At 72.3% G+C, this 21,442-nt stretch carries 18 protein-coding genes; 11 read left to right on the top strand and 7 right to left on the bottom strand.

Going from position 1 to position 21,442, the window contains the following annotated elements; all coding sequences use genetic code 11:
* Window positions 1-281 precede the first annotated feature (281 nt).
* Window positions 282-1,103, top strand: coding sequence for a metal-dependent hydrolase (locus LUU90_RS14970; protein ID WP_275004252.1), 822 nt, complete (start codon window positions 282-284; stop codon window positions 1,101-1,103).
* Here the strand turns inward: LUU90_RS14970 and LUU90_RS14965 are convergent, their stop codons facing one another.
* Both LUU90_RS14965 and LUU90_RS14960 read right to left on the bottom strand, forming a co-directional pair.
* Window positions 1,104-1,994: an SDR family oxidoreductase gene (locus LUU90_RS14965; RefSeq protein ID WP_275004251.1), complete on the bottom strand. Its 891-nt coding sequence runs from the start codon at window positions 1,992-1,994 to the stop codon at window positions 1,104-1,106. It lies immediately after the preceding gene.
* Window positions 1,995-2,078: 84 nt separating this feature from the next.
* Complete coding sequence (locus tag LUU90_RS14960) at window positions 2,079-4,049, bottom strand: hypothetical protein (protein WP_275004250.1); 1,971 nt, start codon at window positions 4,047-4,049, stop codon at window positions 2,079-2,081.
* Window positions 4,050-4,344: 295 nt separating this feature from the next.
* Between LUU90_RS14960 and LUU90_RS14955 the strand changes: the two genes are divergently transcribed.
* From LUU90_RS14955 to LUU90_RS14945, 3 genes are all read left to right on the top strand, one after another.
* Window positions 4,345-5,496, top strand: coding sequence for a hypothetical protein (locus LUU90_RS14955; RefSeq protein ID WP_275004248.1), 1,152 nt, complete (start codon window positions 4,345-4,347; stop codon window positions 5,494-5,496).
* Window positions 5,497-5,597: 101 nt separating this feature from the next.
* The gene (locus tag LUU90_RS14950; protein ID WP_275004246.1) at window positions 5,598-7,919 is read left to right on the top strand and encodes a serine/threonine protein kinase; all 2,322 of its coding nucleotides are present in this window, start codon (window positions 5,598-5,600) and stop codon (window positions 7,917-7,919) included.
* Between the two features lie 282 nt (window positions 7,920-8,201).
* On the top strand, window positions 8,202-9,320 hold the full coding sequence (locus LUU90_RS14945) for a serine protein kinase RIO (RefSeq protein WP_275004245.1): 1,119 nt from the start codon (window positions 8,202-8,204) through the stop codon (window positions 9,318-9,320).
* Window positions 9,321-9,502: 182 nt separating this feature from the next.
* On the opposite strand, the gene LUU90_RS14940 is transcribed toward LUU90_RS14945, so the two are convergent.
* Entirely contained in the window at window positions 9,503-9,973 is a 471-nt protein-coding gene (locus LUU90_RS14940) for an Lrp/AsnC family transcriptional regulator (RefSeq protein WP_275004243.1), read from the bottom strand.
* 59 nt (window positions 9,974-10,032) lie between these two features.
* On the opposite strand from LUU90_RS14940, the gene LUU90_RS14935 reads away from it, so the two are divergent.
* Together LUU90_RS14935 and LUU90_RS14930 are read left to right on the top strand one after the other, a co-directional pair.
* Window positions 10,033-11,190, top strand: coding sequence for a trans-sulfuration enzyme family protein (locus tag LUU90_RS14935; RefSeq protein ID WP_275004241.1), 1,158 nt, complete (start codon window positions 10,033-10,035; stop codon window positions 11,188-11,190).
* 139 nt (window positions 11,191-11,329) lie between these two features.
* Window positions 11,330-11,725, top strand: coding sequence for a hypothetical protein (locus LUU90_RS14930; RefSeq protein WP_275004240.1), 396 nt, complete (start codon window positions 11,330-11,332; stop codon window positions 11,723-11,725).
* 21 nt (window positions 11,726-11,746) lie between these two features.
* Here LUU90_RS14930 and LUU90_RS14925 read toward each other — a convergent pair whose 3' ends face one another.
* Window positions 11,747-12,403: a GNAT family N-acetyltransferase gene (locus tag LUU90_RS14925; RefSeq protein WP_275004238.1), complete on the bottom strand. Its 657-nt coding sequence runs from the start codon at window positions 12,401-12,403 to the stop codon at window positions 11,747-11,749.
* 168 nt (window positions 12,404-12,571) lie between these two features.
* Here LUU90_RS14925 and LUU90_RS14920 point away from each other — a divergent pair, with 168 nt between their 5' ends.
* Both LUU90_RS14920 and LUU90_RS14915 read left to right on the top strand, forming a co-directional pair.
* Window positions 12,572-13,216 carry an SRPBCC family protein gene (locus tag LUU90_RS14920; protein WP_275004236.1) on the top strand — a complete coding sequence of 215 codons (645 nt, stop codon included), beginning with the start codon at window positions 12,572-12,574 and terminating at the stop codon, window positions 13,214-13,216.
* Window positions 13,217-13,675, top strand: a complete 459-nt coding sequence (locus LUU90_RS14915; RefSeq protein ID WP_342470344.1) for a metalloregulator ArsR/SmtB family transcription factor — start codon at window positions 13,217-13,219, stop codon at window positions 13,673-13,675.
* A gap of 109 nt (window positions 13,676-13,784) precedes the next feature.
* On the opposite strand, the gene LUU90_RS14910 is transcribed toward LUU90_RS14915, so the two are convergent.
* A complete protein-coding gene (locus LUU90_RS14910) occupies window positions 13,785-14,873 on the bottom strand; it encodes a glycerophosphodiester phosphodiesterase family protein (protein WP_275004235.1) in 1,089 nt (362 codons plus the stop codon).
* Between the two features lie 172 nt (window positions 14,874-15,045).
* On the opposite strand from LUU90_RS14910, the gene LUU90_RS14905 reads away from it, so the two are divergent.
* Window positions 15,046-15,510 carry an HtaA domain-containing protein gene (locus tag LUU90_RS14905; RefSeq protein ID WP_275004234.1) on the top strand — a complete coding sequence of 155 codons (465 nt, stop codon included), beginning with the start codon at window positions 15,046-15,048 and terminating at the stop codon, window positions 15,508-15,510.
* A gap of 72 nt (window positions 15,511-15,582) precedes the next feature.
* Here the strand turns inward: LUU90_RS14905 and LUU90_RS14900 are convergent, their stop codons facing one another.
* Complete coding sequence (locus LUU90_RS14900) at window positions 15,583-16,581, bottom strand: aldo/keto reductase (RefSeq protein ID WP_275004233.1); 999 nt, start codon at window positions 16,579-16,581, stop codon at window positions 15,583-15,585.
* A gap of 52 nt (window positions 16,582-16,633) precedes the next feature.
* Here LUU90_RS14900 and LUU90_RS14895 point away from each other — a divergent pair, with 52 nt between their 5' ends.
* Both LUU90_RS14895 and LUU90_RS14890 read left to right on the top strand, forming a co-directional pair.
* A complete protein-coding gene (locus LUU90_RS14895) occupies window positions 16,634-16,993 on the top strand; it encodes a MerR family transcriptional regulator (RefSeq protein WP_275004232.1) in 360 nt (119 codons plus the stop codon).
* 431 nt (window positions 16,994-17,424) lie between these two features.
* On the top strand, window positions 17,425-19,755 hold the full coding sequence (locus tag LUU90_RS14890) for a serine/threonine protein kinase (protein WP_275004230.1): 2,331 nt from the start codon (window positions 17,425-17,427) through the stop codon (window positions 19,753-19,755).
* A gap of 48 nt (window positions 19,756-19,803) precedes the next feature.
* On the opposite strand, the gene LUU90_RS14885 is transcribed toward LUU90_RS14890, so the two are convergent.
* A complete protein-coding gene (locus LUU90_RS14885) occupies window positions 19,804-21,207 on the bottom strand; it encodes a threonine/serine ThrE exporter family protein (RefSeq protein ID WP_275004228.1) in 1,404 nt (467 codons plus the stop codon).
* Between the last annotated feature and the right edge of the window lie 235 nt (window positions 21,208-21,442).

Below are 21,442 nucleotides of genomic sequence, written 5' to 3'. Positions count from 1 at the left end.
GGACACTCCGGTGGCCTGGGGGTCTGTCGCGTGAGCGGGGAGCGCGTCCGGCCTGCTCAGGGCGCTGCTGCGGCAGTACCAGGCCTGTGCGCGAACCGTGCCCGGACGACTGGGCGCGCCGTCGCCGTGGGTGTCGGTCCCCCGCGCTAGGGTTTCCTCCGGCCGGGGACAAACCCGGTCAGACGGGCACGCCCACCGCACCTCCGGCAGGACGCCGGAACGCCGTCGGCCGGGCCGCCGAACCACGTCGGGGAGACCCGGGAACTGGAGCGCACACCACCATGATGGGAGGCCACCACGCCGCGTCGGGAGCCGCGGCCTGGGTCGCAGTCACGGCATCGACGCCGATCGCCTTCGGCTGGTACCCGGTATCGGACGCGAGCGTGTTCACCGGGGCCCTGGTCTGTGCGGGTGCGGCGCTGCTGCCCGACGCCGACCACCACTCGGGCACCATCGCGAACTCGCTGAAGCCGGTCTCGAACGTGGTGGTGAAGGGCATCGAGGCGGTCTCGGGCGGGCACCGCAAGGGCACGCACTCGATCCTCGGCATCGCGGTGTTCACGGCGATCGCCTGGGCGCTCAGCTTCCTGAGCATCGACACCGGCACCGAGGAGTTCGGCGCGATCCTGATCGGCCCGGGCATCATGTGCGTGCTGCTCGTCGCGTTCGCCCTCAAGGCGCTCAAGATCACGCGGGACACGAAGATCTTCCCATGGACGATGTCCGTCACCCTGGCGGTCCTCATCGCCATCTTCGCGCCCGAGGAGTGGTACTGGATGCCGTTCAGCGTGGCGCTCGGCTGCATCGTGCACGTCATCGGCGACCTGATCACGACCGCCGGGGTGCCGCTGCTGTGGCCGCTGAAGTTCCGGTCCCCCTACTGGATGCGGAACAAGCGAGGCATCGAGCTCGACTGGATGTGGCGCACCGGTGGCAACCTCTCGGTCCCGATCATCGGCGACGCCGGCTCCGTGCGTGAGTGGATCCTGCTCGTCCCGATCTCGCTCTACGCGATCGTCGGCATCGTGTGGGCGCTCCTGAACCAGATGGGCTACGACACCATGGCGGTCTGGTACCAGGTACTGGCGTTCTTCCCCGGCTAGCTACAGCAGCCGGCCGCCTGTCACCCCGATGCGGTCGCCGGTGATGTAGCTCGACTCCTGGGAGGCGAAGAACACGTACGCCGGCGCCAGCTCGGCGGGCTGGCCGGCGCGGCCCAACGGCGTGTCGGCGCCGAACTGCTCCACCTTGCTGTCAGGCAGCGTGGCAGGGATGAGCGGTGTCCAGATCGGTCCAGGCGCCACCGCGTTGACACGGATGCCTTCGGGTGCCAGCTGTTGCGCCAGCCCCTTCGTGAAGTTGAGGATCGCGGCCTTCGTCGTGGCGTAGTCGAGCAGCTGGGGACTCGGTTCGAACGCCTGGACGGACGTCGTGTTGATGATCGTCCCGCCCTCCGGCAGGTGGTCCAGCGCCGCCCTGGTGATCCAGAACAGCGCGTAGACGTTGGTCTTCAGCACCCGGTCGAGCTGGTCGGTCGTGATGCCGCGCAGCCCGTCGTCCTGGGACATCTGGTACGCGGCGTTGTTCACGAGGATGTCCAGGCCCCCGAGGCCGTCCACCGCGTCGGCGACGAGCCGTCCGCAGAACTCCTCGTCCCGGATGTCACCGGGGAGCAGCACTGCCTTACGGCCCGCGTCCTCGACCCAGCGCGCCGTCGTCCGCGCATCCGGTTCCTCCTCGGGCAGGTAGGAGATCGCGACGTCGGCGCCCTCGCGCGCGAAGGCGATCGCGACGGCACGCCCGATCCCGGAGTCGCCGCCCGTGATCAGCGCCCGCTTACCGTCCAGCCGGCCGGACCCCTCATAGGTGGATTCTCCGTGGTCGGGCTCCTGCGACATGTCACCCGTGCGGCCCGGCGGCTGCAGGTCGTCGGCCGGCTGCTCCGGTTGCGGCTGCTGGGTGGTGGGGTCCTGTGGCGTGGTCTGGTCCGACATGTGCAACTCCCTGTCGACGTCGATCGGCACGTCCAGCATCCGACGAATGGCACCCACTCGCACAGGAACCGCGACGTCGGTCGGTCACAGGCCGCCGGCCACCGCAGCCCCCGCCTTGAGCCAGGCCCGCCGGGTGTCCGTGCGCAGCGCGCCGTACCGCAGGTGACCGTCGACCATCGCGGGGTCGAACGGGATGGTGACCACCTCACGGGCCAGCGACCGGTACCCGTCGGCGACCTTCTCCAGCTCGCTCGCGGGCTCCTTCTGGTCGGCCTGACTCACCACCACGACCGCCTGCTGCGCCAGGTACGCCGACCGGCCGTCCCGGGTCGAGAGTGCCTCCAGGAGCAGCGCACCAGCCTCCGCGTGGTCGTCGCGCGTCGTGGTGGCCACCACGAGCTGGTCGGTCAGGTCGATCATGCGCTGCCACATGGGATCGGACTCGTCGTTGCCGGAGTCGATCAGGATCATCCGGTAGTACTTCGACAGCACGGAGTGGATGGCGTCCACGTCCCGCGGCTCGATCCGCTGCTCGTTCGCCATGGCGATCGGCTTGGACCGCAGCACGTCGAACCGGTCGCGAGTCTGGTGGTGCACGTACCGTGCCAGGTCGGCGGCCTGCGCCGACGGGCCCAGGAGGCGGTCCGCCTGCGGCAGCAGGTCCAGCAGCGTGGCCTCGTGCGGCCCCTGCTCCGTGCGCCAGCCCAGCGTGCCGCGCGTCTGGTTGTTGTCCCACGTCACGACGCCCGCACCACCGAACTGCGCGAAGACCGCCGCGAGCAGCACCGTCGACGGCGTCTTTCCGGCGCCGCCCTTGCCGTTCACGATCGAGATGGTGCGTGGCCCGGGCCAGTGCTGGCTGACGGCGCGCTCGTCGGCGCGCTCGGCCCGTTCCGACTCGCTCGGCCCCACCCGGATACCGACCTTGGTGAGCATCCCGCGGAAACCACGCGTGGCCGGGTCCTCGTCCTGCTGGTGCGTCAGGAACGACTGACGCGCCTCACGCCGGGAGCGCGGTGCGTCCCCGTCGGTCACCGGCGTCGGGTCCGACGGCGGCGCGGACAGACCGCCGCCGCTGTATCCAGCGGTCGGCACCGCGTCGACCGGTCCGGACACGGGGGTCGCCAGGCCGCCCGGCGCGCCGCTCATGGTGCTGCCCGGCGTACCGATCGGCATGCCGCCGGGCTCGCCTGCCGCCGGCCGGATCCGGGTGTCGTCCGACGCGTTCTCGCGCACCCAGTCGGCGACCGGGGAGCCGCCGTCGGCCTCGGGCGTGGCACCGTTCGGCGCGTAGGCGGTCGCGGATCCGGACGAGGTGTACCCGAGTGTCGCTGAGCCGGTCGTCGCAGGACCGGGTGTGGCGGAGTCGCGCGTCGCGGAGTCGGGTGTTGCGGAGCCCGGTTCCCCGGCGTCCGGCGCCGCGGGCGTTCGCGGCACGCGCCGCACCGTGTCCTCCGGGTCGATCTCGACCGCGGACGCGAGCGGGTCGGAGCCCGCACCCGCGCCACCGGTGCTGCCTGGCGCTCCGTTCGTGCCTGGCACTCCGGTCGTGCCGGCCGGATGCGTCGTGTCGAGCGGGTCCGCCGAACCGAACGGGTCGGCCTGCTCACTGCGGGGAGGCAGGTCCACCACCGGCGTGCCTTCGAACACCGGTCCCGGTGCCGACGTCGGGCTCGATGTCGCACCCGGCGTGGCCTCCGGCGCTCCGCCGGGCATCCCGCCGTGCGTCGTGGCCGGTGCGGAGCCGGGCACCGCGTCGGGCGTCTGCGGCGTCGGGGTCGACGGCGGCGCGAGCTCGTCCTCCTCCGGCACCACCGTCCCGTCCGGGTGCACGATCAGGTTCCACAGTCCCTCCGGCCCGGTCGCGGACGCGCGCACGGGCCGGCCGACCTTCGCGGCGTTCTCCGTCACCCGGCGCAGCACCTCCACCCGCGCCTCTTCCAGGCTGCCCGTGGTGATGGGATGGAACGTCCCGTCGATCGTCACCTCGCCGGAACCGTCTTCCCGGACGATCGCGTCGATCCGAGGCCAGCGGGGCACGGTGTCAGAGCTCATGCGTTTCCTCCGAAGTTCCTGGGTAGGCGGCATCGCGTGGTTCGCCCCCGAAGCAAGGGTCGGACATGTTCGCCCGCCTGGCCAGCCCAACGGGGCATTCACCCCACCTGGTAGGTTCACGCGCAAACAGGTGTCGAAACCGGGACCACAACCGAGGAGCCTCCGCGTGTCCGACGAGCCCACCCGCCGAATTCCTCCGGCGGACGACCCCACGCAGGTCCAGCGGCCGCCCGCTCGCCCGGGTCGCCCGGGTACGCAGCCGGGCGCTCCGTCATCGTATGCCTCCACGCAGCGGATGGACGCGGTCCAGGACGACCAGGTTCCCGGGCAGGGCGGGCAGGCGGGCCGTCCAGGACAGACAGGATGGCCTGGTCAGGGCGGCGCGGGCTCCGGCGACCGGACGCAGATGATGCCCCCGGCCGGCACACCCCAGGGCAACACGGGGTACGGGGACCACACGCAGGTCATGCCGCCGTCGGGCGCACCCCTGGGCGGCGCTCCGCAGGGCAACGCGGGGTACGGCGACCAGACACAGGTGCTGCCGCCGTCGGGAGTGCCCCAGCAGGGCGCCGACCCGGGGCGGGACTACCGGGCCGCCACGCCGCCACCCGCCCGGCCGTACCGCCCGTACGAGACCGCACAGCCCACGCAGGCGCATGCGCCGGGCGCGTTCCCGGGCGATCCGGGCTACGGGCAGGGGCAGGGCCAGGCCGCCTACGGACAGCCGACGCAGGCTCCCTACGGCCAGCAGCCTGGCTACGGCCAGCAGCCCAGCTACGGCCAGCCTGGCTACGGTCAGCCGGGTCAGCACCAGCCGGGGCAGCTGCCGGGTAGCCAGGCACCCTTCGACCAGGGCTACGGCGCCCAGGCACCCCAGCCGCCGGCGCCGCGCCGGGAGCGGGGCCGGGACGCCGACTCCCCCGGTGGTGGCTCGGCAGCGGGCGCGATCCTGGCGTGGATCCCCCGGATCCTGCTCGCGCTGAGCGTCTATCAGCTCGTCCGGCTGATCCCCGGGTTCGACGTCATGCCCGACGTCTCGCAGTTCCCGCTGTTCCGCGGCATCGGCGACGGTGTGCTCGGCATGCTCAACCTCAACCCCGAGTGGTCCGACCAGGCAGCCAACCTGACGATCCCGGCGCTCGGTATCGCGCTCGCCGGGATCCTCAACACGATCCGTTCGCTGAACACGTCGCTCGCGGTCTGGCCCTACGGGCTCGCGATCATCGCCTGGATCGTGGTGTTCGCCGTCGGCGGCATCGTCGGGTACGCCCAGGACGCGACCGCGAACATCCAGCAGGACGTCCAGAACTCGGTGGACGAGAGCGTCGAGGACGCGAAGCAGGACGCCCGGGAATCGGTCGAGAAGGAGGTCGAGCAGGGCGTGGAGGACGCCAGGCAGAACGCGACCGAGCAGCTCGAGGACGCCCTGCCCGGCGGGAACGGCTAACACGTCACAGCTTGGGCTCCTTGCGGAACGGCGCGGCGGGTCGCTGATAGATTTTCTCTGGTCCAGCCGGTAGTTCCGGCGCCCTGCTGAGGAGTCCTTGCTTGTCCGACGAGACCACCCGCACGACGGCCGCACACCCCGCCGGCCCACCGGCCCGGGGTGGCGATCACACCGCTTCCGTCCCTCCGCCGCCGGCGCCCACGCGGATGACGCCGCCGCACGCCGCGCCGACGATGATGGCGCCACCGCCGACGGCGCCGACGCAGGTCGTGCAGCCCTCGGGAGCTGGTCACACAGCCGGGTCGCACGCCGTCGGGTCACCCTCGGCCGGATCTGGCGCTGCTGGTTCCCGTACGGGGCAGGGCACCGCCGGGCAGGGTTCCGGGCACGCAGGTGCCGGGCACGGGACCGCCCAGCGCATCCCGGCCACCGGTGAGGTCCTCGGCCCGTTCCAGCTCGTCGGCTCGCTCGGCCACGGCGGCTTCGCGCACGTCTACCGGGCCATGGGCCCGGGCGGCGAGGTGGCCCTCAAGGTGCTCACCAACTCCGAGTCCGGCTCGCTGGACCGGTTCGTCGGCGAGGCAGCGCTGCTGGAGCGGCTGGGCGGACGCGGGTTCCCCCGGCTCGTCACGGCCGACCTGCAGTCGCCGACGCCGTGGTTCGCCATGGAGCTCGTACCAGGTCCCACCCTGGCCCAGCGGGTGGCCACGGACGGGCCGCTGCCGTTGCGGGACGTGCTGCGGGTGGCCGACGACGTGCTCGACGCCCTCGCGGTGCTCCAGGAGGAGCACTTCCTGCACCGGGACGTGAAGCCGGCCAACATCATCGCCGCACCCGACCGGTACGTACTCATCGACCTCGGCATCGCCAAGGGGCACGGCACCACCACCTCGACGCACGCCGCCGGCACCATCTCGTACATGGCGCCCGAGCTGTTCGTGCGCAAGCCGCACGCCCGCTCCGACGTCTACAGCCTCGGCCTGCTGCTGATCTTCCTCGCCACGGGCGTGCTGCCCAACGACCTCAACTTCGCGGGGCGCGACCTGACCGCGGCCGACGTCGGACCGGTCGACCAGCGGCTGCTCCCGCTCGTCCTGGCCATGACCCGGCACCAGCCCGAGGACCGCCCGCCGCTGCACAACCTGTCCCGCACCGTGGCCCAGCTCGCGACCGACAGCGCCGCACTGGACCCTGCGCTGCTCGCCGCCGCGGGCGTCACGACCATCGAGCGCGGCCTCGTCACCGAGGTGCTCACCGGCAGCGGGGCCGCCGCGGCCACCGTCGCACCGACCAGCGTGCTCGTGAGCAACCCCGTGCGACAGGGCGAGCCCATCACCAACCTGGTCTACGACCAGCAGCTCATGGGCCGCCTGCACCAGGTGCACGCCGACGGGTTCGACGGGGCCGCGGAAGAGGTCATCTCCACGTACCTGGCCGCCGTCGGACCGCAGCGGGCCGGTGGGCGCGCGCCCGCCGAGATCAAGGACTACCTGTGGGCGGCGATGCGCTGGGCTCCCGCGTTCACTCCCGAGGGCTACCAGGACACCTTCGACGGCTGGATCGCCTACCGCCAGCGCCACGGCCTGCCGCTCCCGGGCAGCCCGACGGCGACTCCCCCGCCCCGGCGACAGTCGAGCCACCCCGCCCAGCGCATGGCACCCGTGACGAACCAGCAGGCCACGCAGGTGGCACCCGCGTTCCGCCCGGGCCCAGCGCCCGGCACACGCGTCGCGCCGGTGCCCACCCCTGCCCCGGCGCAGCGGCCGACGTCTCCCACGGGCACGCAGCCGATCGCCCCGCAGTCGCCCGCACAGCCCCCGGCCCAGCCTGCCGGGCCGACACCTCGGCGCGACGACGGTGCCGGCCGCAACGACACCGGCCGGGGCAGCAAGAGCCAGGACGGGGACCAACGCGGCTCCGGCGGTGGCCTGGGCGTCGTGGCGACGATCATCGGCTGGGTCCCGCGCGTGCTGCTCGCCCTCGCGCTCTACCAGCTGGTGCGTCTCGTCCCCGGCTTCGACGCGATGCCCAGCGCGGCCGGGCTGCCGCTGTTCGCGGCGCTCGGTGGCCTCGCGGTGTCGACGCTCAGCCTCGACCCGGTCTGGCTGCCACGCATGGCCGAGCTGTCGATCCCGCTGCTCGGCATCGTGACCTCTGCCTTCGTGAACCTCTTCCGGGCGGTTCGGACGCGCCGTGGTGGACGTACGTGGCCGTTCTGGCTCGTCGTCGTGGTGTGGGTGATCGTGATCGCCGTGCAGGGCGCTGTCGGCTACGCCCAGCAGATGACGCAGAACGCGCGCGACTCGTTCGAGCAGCAGCGGGAGCAGATCCAGGACGATCTCGAGCAGGGCGTCCAGGACACCACCGAGGACGTGCGCGACTCGGTCTGGGAGTCGATAGAGAACGCTCTGCCCTGGAGCTGACCAGAGCTGGCGGAAAAAACAGGTGCGGTCCGCCGCGCGGCCGTGCCATGCTCGTCGCACGGTCACCGAGCCTGCACTTCGAGGCGGCTTGATGACCGGCCAACACAGGTAACAGGACCCCGGTCGACACGGTCGGGGCCGGGCACTCGGGGAGTGCGGACAGGAAAGGAGGCAGTCATGGACGACGTCGTTCGCGCAGCTGCCTCCGCGGCAGCAGACGCCACTGCCATCAGGAGCACCCGGAACTGACCCGGTAGTGCTCCAGCATCAAGGAGCACTGTCTTGCCCCGTTTTCCCGAAGCACCGAAGCGCCTCCTGGTCCACGCCCCGAACAGGAGCACCAAGCAGTACAGCACCCGCCCGCCCGCTGACGAGCTGCGCGCGGACCGACGCGCCCGGGTCCGCCGTGAGGACCTGGAGGGACCGCACCCGAGCACGCTCGGGGCAGACGCCGTCGACAGCGGTCTCGCGCACGCCGATCCCGGCCGGTCTGGCTCCGACCCGTCTGACTCCACCCAGGTCGACCCCAAGCCCGGACCGGGGCAGCGCTGGTCCACCTGGCGATCCGTCGCCAAGGGCCAGCGTGGGCCCGATCCCGTCCCCGGGTGGGTGGTCACCCGGGACGCCGCGCTCGACACCGAGCTCGGCATCCTCAAGACCGGCAAGGAAGCGGACGCGTACCTGCTGGAACGTGCGGTACCGCCGGGCGCGGTCCTGCCGTCCGAGGGCGGGCCCGGCAGCGGCCCCTCTGCTGGCGACGCGCCGGCGGAGCACGCCGAGCGCTGTCTCCTGGTGGCCAAGCGGTACCGCAGCCTCGAGCACGGGCAGTTCCACCGCGGCACGGAGTACACCGAGGGGCGCCGGACGCGCCGCACCCGTGACCAGCGCGCCATGGAGGACCGCAAGTCCGCGTGGGGTCGCGCGGTCTCGGCCACCCAGTGGGCCGACGCCGAGTTCGTCGCCCTGCGCGATCTCTGGTCGGCCGGTGCACCGGTGCCCTATCCGGTGCAGATCGACGGCACCGAGGTTCTGATGGAGTTCATCGGTACCGAGGTGGCCGACGAGGCCGGCCGTGTCCAGGCCGTCGCCGCACCGCGACTGACCCGGGAACGCCCGTCGGGCGATCTGCTCGAGTCGTACTGGGAGCAGCTGACGGACGGGATGGGCGTGCTGGCTCGGCTCGGCTTCGCGCACGGCGACCTGTCGCCGTACAACATCCTGGCCGACGGCGAGCGGCTGGTCATCATCGATCTTCCGCAGGTCGTGGACCTGGCGTCCAACCCGTTCGCGAGCGAGGTGCTGCTGCGGGACTGCCGCACCGTGTGTGACTGGTTCACGGCCCGCGGCCTGGACGTCGACGCGGACGCGCTGTTCGCCGACCTGCTGGCGCAGGCCTTCTGACGCCGACTCCCACCCCACCTGGGAACCCCCTTCGAGGTCTAAGTTTCTCCGCTCTGAAGCGATTCAGAGCGGAGAAACTTAGACCTCAAAGTGGTAGGCGCTTCGCCGTCGGCTGATCGCCTCCGGCCGCCCTCGGCCGACCGCCTCCGCCTGCGCGGCCCCGACCCGGCGCGCCGGGTCGGTCACTCCGCGGGGGTGACCGGGCCGCAGGTCCAGGAGGAGAACACGAGGTCGGTCTGCACGCGGCCCACCTCGCCACGAGCCGTGAGGTCGAGGACCAGGCGCTGCAGCTCGTCGGTGTCGACACAGGCCACGTGGATCAGGAAGTCGTCGGGACCGGACACGTGGTGCACTGCTCGCGTCTGCGGGAGCCGTCGGATCCACTCGACGAACGGGCCCAGCAGCGGCCGGGAGTGGGTCGTGAGCCGCACCATCAGCATGGCCTGCAGCCCGCGGCCGACGGCGGCCGGGTCGATCTCGGCGCGGTACCCGCGGATCACCCCGGTGTTCTGCAGCCGCTGCGTCCGGGCCAGGCAGGTCGACGGCGCGACGCCCACCCGCTGCGCGAGCGCCTTGTTGGAGAGGCGCCCGTCCTTCTGCAGCTCGTCCAGCAGTGCACGATCTACCGAATCCAGGATCACGTTCTGGCCCATAGGCCGAATTTCTAGCACGCCAGACCGGTACAGGCCCTCTCGGGTGCCGATAGTCCTCCATGACCATGCATTCAGGGAGCACGCACTCCCGGAACACGCACTCCTGGAACACGCGCGCCGTCCACGCCGGCAAGGACGACCTGGCCGCCCTGGGCCTGCACGCCCCGCCCATCGACCTGTCCACCACCTACCCGTCGTACGACGTGGTCGGCGAGGCCGAGCGCCTGGACGAGTTCGCGGCCGGGCACGACGACGGCGGCCCACCCGTCTACGGCCGCGTCGCGAACCCCACGGTGCGCCGCTTCGAGACCGCGCTCGCCGAGCTCGAGGGCGCGGAGTCCGCCGTCGCGTTCGCGAGCGGCATGGCCGCCCTGTCGGCCGCCCTGCTGGCTCAGGTCGCGGCGGGCAAGCCGGAGGTGGTCGGAGTCCGACCGCTGTACGGCACCACGGATCACCTGCTCGAGTCCGGCCTGCTCGGCAACTCGGTGACGTGGGCGACGCCCGACGAAGCGGCGTCGGCCATCACTGACCGGACCGGGCTGGTCGTCGTCGAGAGCCCGGCCAACCCCACACTCACCGAGGTGGACCTGCGCACGCTGGCCGACGCCTGCGGCCCGGTGCCGCTCCTGGTGGACAACACGTTCGCCACACCGGTGCTGCAGCGACCGCTGACGCTCGGGGCGAGCCTGGTGCTGCACAGCGCCACCAAGTACCTGGGCGGGCACGGCGACGTGATGGGCGGCGTCATCGCCTGCGACGAGGAGTTCGCCCGGCGGCTGCGGCAGGTCCGGTTCGTCACCGGTGGGATGCTGCACCCGATGGCGGGCTACGAGCTCTTGCGAGGACTGGCGACGCTTCCGGTACGAGTGCGCGCGGCGTCGGCCACGGCATCGGAGCTGGCACGCCGCCTGGCCGAGCACCCCCGGGTGACGCGGGTGCACTACCCGAGCCTGGGCGGGGCGATGGTCTCGTTCGAGACGTCCGCGGACCCGGTGGCCCTGGTCTCCGCCGTCCGCCTGATCACCCCCGCGGTGAGCCTGGGCAGCGTGGACAGCCTCATCCAGCACCCGGCCTCCCTGACGCACCGGATCATGGACGAGGTCGCCCGCAAGGACGCGGGCATCTCCCCCGACCTCGTTCGCCTGTCGGTAGGCCTGGAGGACGTCGAGGACCTCTGGACCGACCTGTCCGAGGCGCTCGTGCACTCCTCGCGCTGAGACCGTGTCGGGCGCAGGCAGGTCGGCGACCGGCCGCCGTGCGCCCGGCACGCGACGACGTGGCTCGACGACGTGGCTCGACGACGTGGCTCGACGACGTGGCATGGTGCGGAGCGTGGTGTCCGCCTACGGTGAAGGCATGCCCAGTACTCCGTACGACCAGGACGACCTGGTCACGTTCTTCGTCGACTACGGTGTCGCGCTCGGGTCGGGCGACCTGGAGACCGTGACCGAGAGCCTCGCGTACCCGTCGGTGGTGGTGGAGGCTGAACGGTCCCTCGTCGTGCCCGACGCCGAGGCGGCGCGCGAGGCGCTCGGCAGCATGCTCGCCGCCTACCGGGAGCAGGGACTGGTCGCCGCCGTGCCGGACGTGCGCGCCGTCGAGCAGGTCGGCGACGCGTTGCTGTGGGTCGACGTGCGCTGGAGCTACAAGGACGAGAACGCAGCGGAGGAGACTGCGGAGCGCGTGCGGTACCTGCTCCGCCGTGGCCGCGAGACGTTCGAGCTGTGCGTGGTCGTACCGGTCGAGGAGTAGGACCCGCCGCGTACGCGGCGATCAGCTGAGCGTGAGCTCCCGCCGCATGTGCCAGCGGGGCAGTCGGCCGCTCGTGGCGCCCGTGGGCGCCAGCCGGTCGAACCCCGCCCGCTCGAACATGCCGACGGTACCGACGAAGGCGGCGCTCACCGGCACCCGGTGACCGGGCTCGGTTTCGACCGGGAACGCGTCGAGCGCCGTCGCCCCGTGGCCGGCGGCGTAGTCGACCCCGGCGCCGAGCAGGGCCTGGGCGATCCCCTGCCGGCGGAAGCCCGCGCGCACCGTCACGCACATGAACACCCAGGTGGTCGACCAGGTCTCCGGATCGCCCGCGGGCAGCACACGGGACCGCTGCAGCGATCTGGCGTCCGACCGGCGCGAGAAACCGAGCCAGCCCGCCACCTCCGCGCCGGATCCCACGGCACCGGATCCCACAGCACCGGAATCCGGCATGCCGGAGCGCCCTGTGTCCGAGCCTTCCAGGTACGCGAGCATCCCCGGGGCCGGCTCCCGCTCGGTCAGCTCGCGCAGCCGGGCCCCGCGCGTCGTGATGTCCTCCTTGGCGGGGGCCCGCCAGTGCATGCACCAGCACGCCTGCTCACGCCCGGTCGGGTTGATGACGCGGGCGATGTCGTCGAACCGGTCGGCAGTCGCGGGGACCACGGCGATCTGGGCCATGTTCGGAACCTACTCCGCCTCACTGACACTCGTACGCCAGGCCGCTTGGCACACTTTTTATGTGGTGCCTCACTGCCCGTTCCGGCCCGTCCCAGGGCCCGTGCCGCCGGTTGCCTCCGACCCAGACTTATGGCATAACATAAGTAGTCACTTATAGAAGGAGAGAACATGGCCCCCGTGATCGACCCAGCCACCACCGCCGGCCTCGTGACCCGCGAGGTCCGCGACAGCAGTCGCGACGGCGTCCCGACCAAGATCGCCGTCGCCCGCCGCACCTATGCCGCCGAGCGCGCCGACCTCTGGGACGCCCTTACCTCCGCCGACCGCCTCCCCCGCTGGTTCCTGCCGGTCAGCGGCGATCTCACCGTCGGCGGCCGCTACCAGCTCGAGGGCAACGCGGGCGGCATCGTCGAGCGCTGCGCCGCACCCGAGGAGTTCGCGGTCACCTGGGAGTTCGGCGAGACGGTCTCGTGGCTCACCGTCCACCTCACCCCGGCCGACGACGGCACCACGCTCGAGCTGGTCCACGAGGCTCCGGTCGACCCCGACTTCTGGACGCAGTACGGCCCGGGTGCCACCGGTGTCGGCTGGGACCTCAGCCTCATGGGGCTCGGCCTGCACCTCGCCAGTGGTGCCGGTCTGAACCCCGCGGAGGTCGAGTCGTGGTCGACCTCCCCGGAGGGTGTCGAGTTCGCGCGGCTCGCCAGCACGGGCTGGGCCGACGCCGCCGTCGCCGCCGGGGAGGACGCCGACCAGGCGCGGGCCGCGGGCGAACGAACCCTGGCCTTTTACACGACACCGCCGGAGTCCTGAGTGCCGGCGGTACCCGACGCGCCGGATGCGCTTACGGCACCGAACACGTCGGCAGTGCCGGGTGACAGCACCCTCGACTCCGCACGTGCCGGCGTGTTCGAGGCGCTCGGCGACCCGGTGCGGCGTCGGCTGCTGGAGCTCCTGGCCCCGGGCGAGCAGCCGGCAGGCGCCCTGGTCACCGCGCTGCAGGCCCGCGTGCGCATCACCCAGCCCGCGGTCTCGCAGCACCTCAAGGTGCTGCGAGAGGCGGGGCTGGTGCGGGTGCGCGCCGAGGGCACCCGCCGCCTCTACGCCGTGGACGACGCCGGGACGGCTGCCGCCGGTGCGTGGCTCGCCCGCTTCGAGGACACCTTCGCCCAGCCGCTCGACGCCCTGGCGACGGAGCTGGTCCGCGGACGCCGGGAACGCCGTCGGGCAGCGCCAGAGGAGCGGACCGCGCGCGACGAGGCAGCGGGCTGACTCCCGAGGCCGGATGATCGGCAATAGGTCAGAAGATCGGCGACTTGGGTTGCCGATCTCCTGACCTATTGCCGATCACACGGCGCGCGCTGCTCCACGCCGCCGCCGGTCAGTAGCGCTTGGGGAGCTTCAGGTGGCGTTCCGCCATGACCGCGCGCAGCAGGTCCGGGCGGTCGGTGATCAGGCCGTCCACGCCCATGTCCATCAAGGACTCGATGGTGGCGCGGTCGTCGATGGTCCACGGGATGACGGCGAGGCCGGCGTCGTGCGCGGCGTCGACCAGCTCGGGCGTGGTGAACGGGACGTAGCCGGGGTCGGTCACGCCGCCGCCCTGGGGGTCACCGTGCACGGGCGACACGGCGTCGGCCCCGAACGAGGCGCTGGCCGCGACGAACTTCTCCTGGATCGAGCCCGGGAAGTCGTCGATGTCGAGCCCGCCGAGCCACGGTGAAGCGCCAGGCGCGCCGACCTGGAGGAACTGCTGGCCGTTGGTCAACGCCACCAGCGGGAACCGCGGCTCGACCTCGCTCATACGCATGAGCGCGCCCCAGTCGAAGCTCTGGATCGTGACCTGGTCGACGAGGCGGGCCTTGCGGACCTCGCGGGCGACGACCTGCACGAACTGCTCGCGGGGCGCCGTCTGCTCGGGGGCGCCGGCCTCGACCTTGGTCTCGATGTTGAGCGTGACCTGGTGCGCCCGGTGGCGGTTCACGAGGTTCAGCACCTCGGACAGCAGCGGCATGCGCTCGCCCGGGTGCAGCTCCTGCCCGGGGAACTGGGGCTGCCGCAGCGAGCCGCAGTCGATGGTGCGGACCTGCGCGAGCGTGAGGTCCTTGATGTACGTCTTGTTGGGGACATACGGGAACTCGGGGTCGCCCGGGAACGCGGGCTCGGTGTCGACGCACTTGGCCGGGTTGGGGTCGCGGTCGTGCGTGACGACGGCGTACCCGTCCTGCGTGATCTGCACGTCGAGCTCGAGCGTGCTGACTCCCAGCGCGAGGGCGTTGTCGAAGGCAGGGAGCGTGTTCTCGACGGTGAGCGCGACGCCGCCACGGTGTGCCTGCAGGTCGAAGGCGCGGGGGTGGCCCTCGGGTCCGGCGGACGCCGGCAACGCGGACGCCGGTACGGCTCCCAGGGCCAGCGCGCCGGCAAGGGTCACGGCGAGTGCTGCGGTGGTGCGACGTGGGGTGGTCCTCATGCGACCGAGCCTGGTCACGTCCGGTGGCCGCGGCGTGGCGCCACGCCGTCGGCCGGTCGACGCCCACGTGAACGGGCGTCGACCGTCCCCGGCGCCGCCTCTCGGCACGGTCTCCCGACGCCGCCCCGGACGCGGAACCTGGTGAGCCCTCACGTGGGAGTACGGTTCTCAGGTGGCTCATCTGGACTGGGAGATCAAGGCAAGCCTGCTGATGTACGTGATGGGAGCGCCGGGCGGCCGCATCGTGCAGGACGACGCCGTCGGCGGCACCGGCGCCGCGTTCCACTTCCCGCTCGACCCGGGACGCAGCCCGGACCCGGCGCCCGATTCCGGGCTGTTCGCGTTCACGGGTTCCGTGGTCTTCATCGGGCACTTCGGCTCGTTCGTCGGCGAGGTCGCCGACATCGAGGTCACCGCGCCCGCCGACGGCGACCTCGACTGGGCCATGTCCATCCGGGACCGCGACGCCGACGTGCGCACCGCCGCGTTCCGGCTGGCGGGCGCCCCCGAGCGGTCCGACGACGGCACGCGGCTCACCTGGCAGCAGGTCGAGCTGACCGACGACGGTGCGAAGCTCTGGGGCGGCAGCTACCCGACAGGCACCCCCTTCGAGCCGGTGACGATCAACCTCTCCTGACCCCCCTCGTTGAGTGCTGGGTATTTGTGGTCTCGGAACGTTCCGACACCACAAATACCCAGCACTCAACGATCAGGTGGCGGGCGGGGCGACGTCGACACCGTCCAGGCGCTCCAGCAGCTCTGGCGGAAGCTCCAGCCCCACGCCCGCGATGGCGGCGTCGAGCTGGTGCACCTTGCTGCCGCCGAGCATCGGGCGGATCCCACGGGCGACGAGCCAGGCGAGCACCACCTGGCCGCGCGACGCCCCGACCTGCGCCGCGACGTCGTCGAGCGCCGCGAGACGCCGGGTGTTGCCCGGGTGGTCGAAGACCTCGGGAATCTGCTTGTCCGGGTTGTCGTACGCCCCGGACAGCAGCGGCGTGTACGCCCAGACGTCCAGGCCTTCGACGGCGGCGAGGTCGGCCAGCTCGTCACTCAGCCAGCCGAACCGGTGATTCCCGCCGCGCGCGCCGGGGCGGGGCTGGAGGTAGGTGTAGGCGTGCTGGAGCACGCTGAACGGCTCCGCTCCCTGCGCGACGGCGTGGCGGCGTGCCCGATCGACCCGCCACGCCGGGTGGTTGGAGAGGCCGATGCGGGCCGCGACGCCGTCGGACACGAGGGCCGCGCAGGCGTCGGCGGTCTCCTCGACGGGAACCGAGCGGTCCTCCATGTGCCCCCAGACGAGGTCCACGTGGTCGGTGCCGAGGCGGCGCAGGCTGCCGGTGATCTGCTCGCGGATCGCCTCGGGTGACAGGCCGGTACGGGACGCGGGCCAGTCGGCGGCGTCGCGCGGCTCGGCCCCGAACTTGGTGGCGAGCAGGATCCGGTCGCGGACGCCCGGACGTGCGGCGAACCAGCGGCCGAGCAGTTCCTCGCTCTGCCCGCCGTAGCCGGACTCGCTCGCCCAGAAGGCGTAGCAGTCGGCGGTGTCGATCCATCGGCCGCCCGCCTCGACGAAGCGGTCCAGGACCGAGAACGAGGTGGCCTCGTCCACCGCGGTGCCGAACATCATGGCGCCGAGGACCAGGCGTTCGGCGGGTGGGGTCGTCGGCTTCTCGGGCTGCGTGCTCGTGGTCTGCGATGTGGTCATGGGACGAGCGAAAACCCTGGAGCGCGCTCCAGGTCAAGGGCAGGATCTGTCCATGGCCACTTATTCGCCCGCGCAGGCTGCCGAGGTGTCGGGCTTCAGCATCGACACCCTGCGGTACTACGAGCGGGAGGGCATCCTGCGCCCGATCGCGCGCACGTCGAGCGGGCACCGCGCCTACACCGACGCCGACCTGGGCTGGCTCGACCTCGTCCACTGCCTGCGGGACACCGGTATGCCGATCGCCGATCTCAAGCGCTACGCCGAGCTGTCGCTCGACGAGGCGACCCTGGCCGCACGGGTCGCCCTGCTCGAGGAGCACGACCGACGCGTGCAGGAGTCGATCGACGCGCTCCGCCGCCAGCAGGAGCGGCTGCGGGAGAAGATCGCGTGGTACCGGGAGCAGGGTGTCTGAGGCACTGCGCGCGGTGGCGCCGAACACAAGGCTCAACCTCAGGTTGAGGTCCAGGTTCAAGTCGAGGTCGAAGGTTTGGCTGGTACCGCCGGGCTTGTGCCCTCACGAGGCAAAGAGTCGGATACCGGCCACCGCTGACAGAAATTCCCGTCGGCGACAGGCTGGGACTTTTCTGGGACCGGCACGGACGCGCTGGTAGGTTGCCCGGTATGACGTCACCAGCGACAGGCGTCGGCGAGGTCGCGCCAGCGACCGTCGGCCCCGGTCCGGTCCCGTTACCCGATCCTGAGCCCGCAGCCACCGCCGCGCCCACCTCAGTTCTGGACCCCGAACCGGCCGGCTCCCGGACAGCTGCGGAGCCCTCGCCGGCTCCGCCGGTCGACCAGGCCCCGGCAGCCGAAGAACCTGCCCCGTCGTCCGAGCAGGCCCCCGTGCCCGACGAGTCGGCCCCGCCGTCGGTCGACGTCCCGGCGCCCCACCCGGTCCCGGTCAGCGATGAGGCTCCGGTGCCCGTCCCGGTCCCGCCGCCCGTTCCGGCCCCGCCGTCCGACCCGGTTTCGGCGTCCGACCCGGTTTCGGCGTCCGACCCGGTTCCCGCGACCGACGATGCCCCGCCTCCTGCACCCGAGCCGGCACCCGAGCCGGCACCCCAGCCGGCACCCGTCCGGCGTTCCCCGCTGGCGGCGGCACTCCCCGTCCGCCCTGTCCGGCGTATCCCCGCCAGCGGGGAACGCATGGGCCGGTTCACCCTCGCCGAGGCACTGGGCCACGGCGGCTTCGCACACGTGTACCGCGCGGTGGCCGACGACGACACCGAGGTGGCCCTCAAGGTCCTGACCGGCCTGCACGACGACGCCAAGGATCGGTTCGCCCAGGAGGCGCATCTCCTGGAGCGCCTGGACGGCCGGGGCTTCCCACGCTTCGTGGAGGCCGGCCTGGACGCGGACCAGCCCTGGTTCGCGATGGAGCTCGTTCCCGGCACGACGCTGCGGGACCGGGTGCGCGAGGAGGGACCGCTGTCCGGGCGCGAGGCGCTGGGCCTCGCCGAGCAGCTGGTCGACGCGCTGCTCGTGCTGCAGGAGGAGCGCGTCCTGCACCGCGACCTCAAGCCCGCGAACATCATGGTCGACGGCGACCGCGCGGTGCTCATCGACCTGGGCATCGCCAAGGTCTTCGACGCCGCGACGTCGACGCAGCCGGCCGGGACCGTCTCCTACATGGCGCCGGAGCTCTTCGGACGCCGGGTGCACCCACGCTCCGACGTGTACAGCCTCGGGCTGCTGCTCCTGTACGCGAACACGGGCACGCTGCCGCTCGACCTGAACTTCCTGGGCCGCGACCTGGTGCCCACGGACCTGGTCGACGAGGAGCCGGCCCATGTCGTCCCGGACGACGATCCCTTGCCCGAGCCGCCCGTCGTCGACCGGCACCTGCAGTCGCTGATCCTCGCCATGACGCGGTACCAGCCGAACCACCGCCCGCCGTTGGAGAACATCGCGAGCGTGGTGCGGGCCCGCCTCGCGAGCACGACACCCGACCCGACGCTGACGCTCACCTCGCAGCTGCTCAGCGACGGCGTGACGGCCGCCGAGGTGGCAGCCCTCCCGGCGACCGACGTGCTGCCAGGGCGGGGCCACACCAAGCTGTTCCAGCGGGACCCGGACCCGTCGGACTCCCCCACGCCCTCACGTGTCACGGAACCCTGGCACGCCCTCGTGTACGACCGTGCGCTCATGAGCGTCCTGGCAGAGGTGCACGCGGACGGGTTCGACGGGGCGGCGGAACAGGTGGTCGCGGACCACGTCGCGGAGATCGGCGCGCACGTCGCCGACGGTCGTACCCCCGCCGAGATCAAGGACTGGATCTGGCAGGCGATGCGCTGGCAGACCGCCTCTCCTCCCGACGGCCTCGCGGACACGCTCCGTGGCTGGCGGGCGTTCCGCAGCCCCGAGCCCGTCCCGGCGAGCGAGCAGGTTCCCGCCCGGAACAGGCCGGAGTCCGTGCCCCCGGCTGTCGTGCCCGGATCCGCAACGCCCGCGTCGGCCGCGGCGACCCAGGTCGTGCGGAAGCTGGCCCCGGCGCCGCGGTCGTTCGAACCGCGCAAGAGCCCGGTCAAGCATCTCGGCCCCGCCCCGAAACCGGCCGGACCGAAGCAGTCCGCGCACGCCACCCGTCCGATGCCCGTGACACCGCCTGCCGCACAGCAGGCGCCCGCGAGCCGCCCGCCGAGCGTGCAGCCAGGCGCCCGGCAGGCCATCCAGCAGGGCATCCCGCAGGGCATCCCGCAGAGCGCCCCGCAGAGCGCCCCGCCGAGCACCCAGCAGAGCATCCAGCAGGGCATCCGGCAGCGCATCCGGCAGGGTGTCCAGCCTGCGGCACAGCCTCGCGTCCAGCCTGTCGCGCAACCACGGGTGCAGCCGGGGGCGCGACCAGGTGCGCAGGTCAGGCCGACCGCTCAGGCGGCGGCTGTGCCCCGCAGGAGGCCGTGGCCGCTGCGTCTGCTCGGAGCCCTGCTGCGCTGGGTTCCCCGACTGCTGCTCCTGGGTGCCGTGTATTTGCTGGTCACCCGGGATCCGCAGGCGGGCAACCCGTTGCTCGCCGCACCGGCACTTGCTGTCGCCGCGCTCGGGCTGGCGGCGCTCCTCCGTATCTGCCGGCACGCCATGCGGATCTGGTTCTACGTGGTCTCGACGCTGCTCGTCGGCGTGGGTTCTGCGGTGCTGTGGGCGACCGACTCGACCATGCTGCAGCTGGGCTACTGAGGGCCTGGGCCGACGGGGCCCGCAGGGGCCCGCAGCCGGCGTCCGAAGTCAGCGCCGGACCCGCGCCCGGGAGCGCGCGACGCCGGCGAGCGTGGCCCGTACGGGCGTCCCGAGATAGATCCCCAGCGACGCGCCCGCCGCCAGCCCGACCCCGACGGACGCCGCGAGGACGAGGGAGCTGGCCCCGCCCCCGGCTCCCAGGGCCGATGACGGGTCGGCGTGCACCATGCCGAGCAGCCCGTAGAAGACCGCACCGCCGGGTACGAGCGGCACGATGGCCGCCGTCGTCACGGCGACGGACGGTACGTGCAGGTTGTGGGCGATCAGGACGCCGACGAAGCTGGCCAGCAGCGCCGCGATGCCGCTGGCAGCCGCCTCGTGCAGGCCCGACGCCTGTCCGACGGCGTGGCCCAGCGCCGCGACCGCTCCCAGCACGGCGCTGACGGCGAGGATGCGTGCGCCGGCGCCGTTGAACAGCGCCACCGCGACGGCGACGATGATCGCTCCACCGACCTGGTTCGGCAGCGGGCCGAGCGGTGGCGGCCCCTCCGGCAGCGCCATCCGGAACCCGAGCACGCTGCCGAGCTCCAGACCGGCGAGGATTCCCACCACCAGGCCGAGCGTCTGCAGCGTGAGGTCGAGGATGCGCCCCGCCGCCGTCAGCGCGAACCCGTCGATCGCGTCCTGTGCCGCGCCTACCACCGTGAGGCCGGAGAGCATGAGGATGATCCCGGCCGCCACGATGATGGAGGGCCGCACCCCGGTGAACGGTTCGACCCCGGCGGTGGCGAGGGCTGACACGGCGACCGCGACGATCGTGATGACGAAGGCACCCGCGATCTGGCTGAAGAACGACGGCACGCGCAGCCGGGCGAGCCCGGACTGGGTCGCCGCGGCGCCCAGCGCCGCGATGAACGTGAGCGCCACCGCCAGCACGCTTCCTCCGGCGAGGATGCCCGCTCCGACCGCGAGCAGCGCTCGCGCCGCGACCACCACCGGCTGGCGGTACCGGAACGGCACGCGGCGGATCGCACGGAACCTGGTCCGCGCCTCGTCGAGGTCCAGGCCGTCGTCGATCTCGACCAGCAGCGCCTGCAGCCGCTGGAGCTTCATGTGGTCGGGCGCCGCGACGCGCACCACCCGGAGCAGCGTGTGCGGCCAGCCCTCGCCGCTGCGCTGGTACGACAGGGCGATCGACGTGTAGGTCACGTCCACGTGCACCCCCTGGAGCTGGTAGGCGCCGGCCACGCGCGTGACCGCCAGGGTGACCTCGTGGGCGGACGCCCCGACGGCGAACATCGACTCACCGATACGCATCGCCAGGTCCAGTGCACGGATCACCATCGTGTCGTCGACGGCGGGCTGGACCTCGGTCTCGGGACCCTCCGACGGATCGGTGCGCAGGACCTTGCGCACCGTCGAGTACAGGCTTCGGCGATCTGGTTGGGGCATGCACCCCATTGTGGTGAGGGACGCCGCCACCGGCACCTGCCGGGACGGCGCCCGTGCCGCCGTGCGGGCGAGGTCGACCGACGGCTCATCTCTCCCGACCCGTTAATCGTTTAGGTCCGCGCAATCCTTTGACACCGGGCAAACGCTTACCGTACCGTCGTCCGCACCGATTTGAACGATTCAATTCGGTGTTCGATGACATCGTGGCGATGGAGCCCGTTTGCCGTCGTCGCGC

Origin of the sequence: Promicromonospora iranensis (genome assembly GCF_028994775.1) — a bacterium.
GTDB classification, from domain to species: Bacteria; Actinomycetota; Actinomycetes; order Actinomycetales; family Cellulomonadaceae; genus Promicromonospora; species Promicromonospora iranensis_A.
This window is presented reverse-complemented; position numbering and strand designations above follow the sequence as displayed.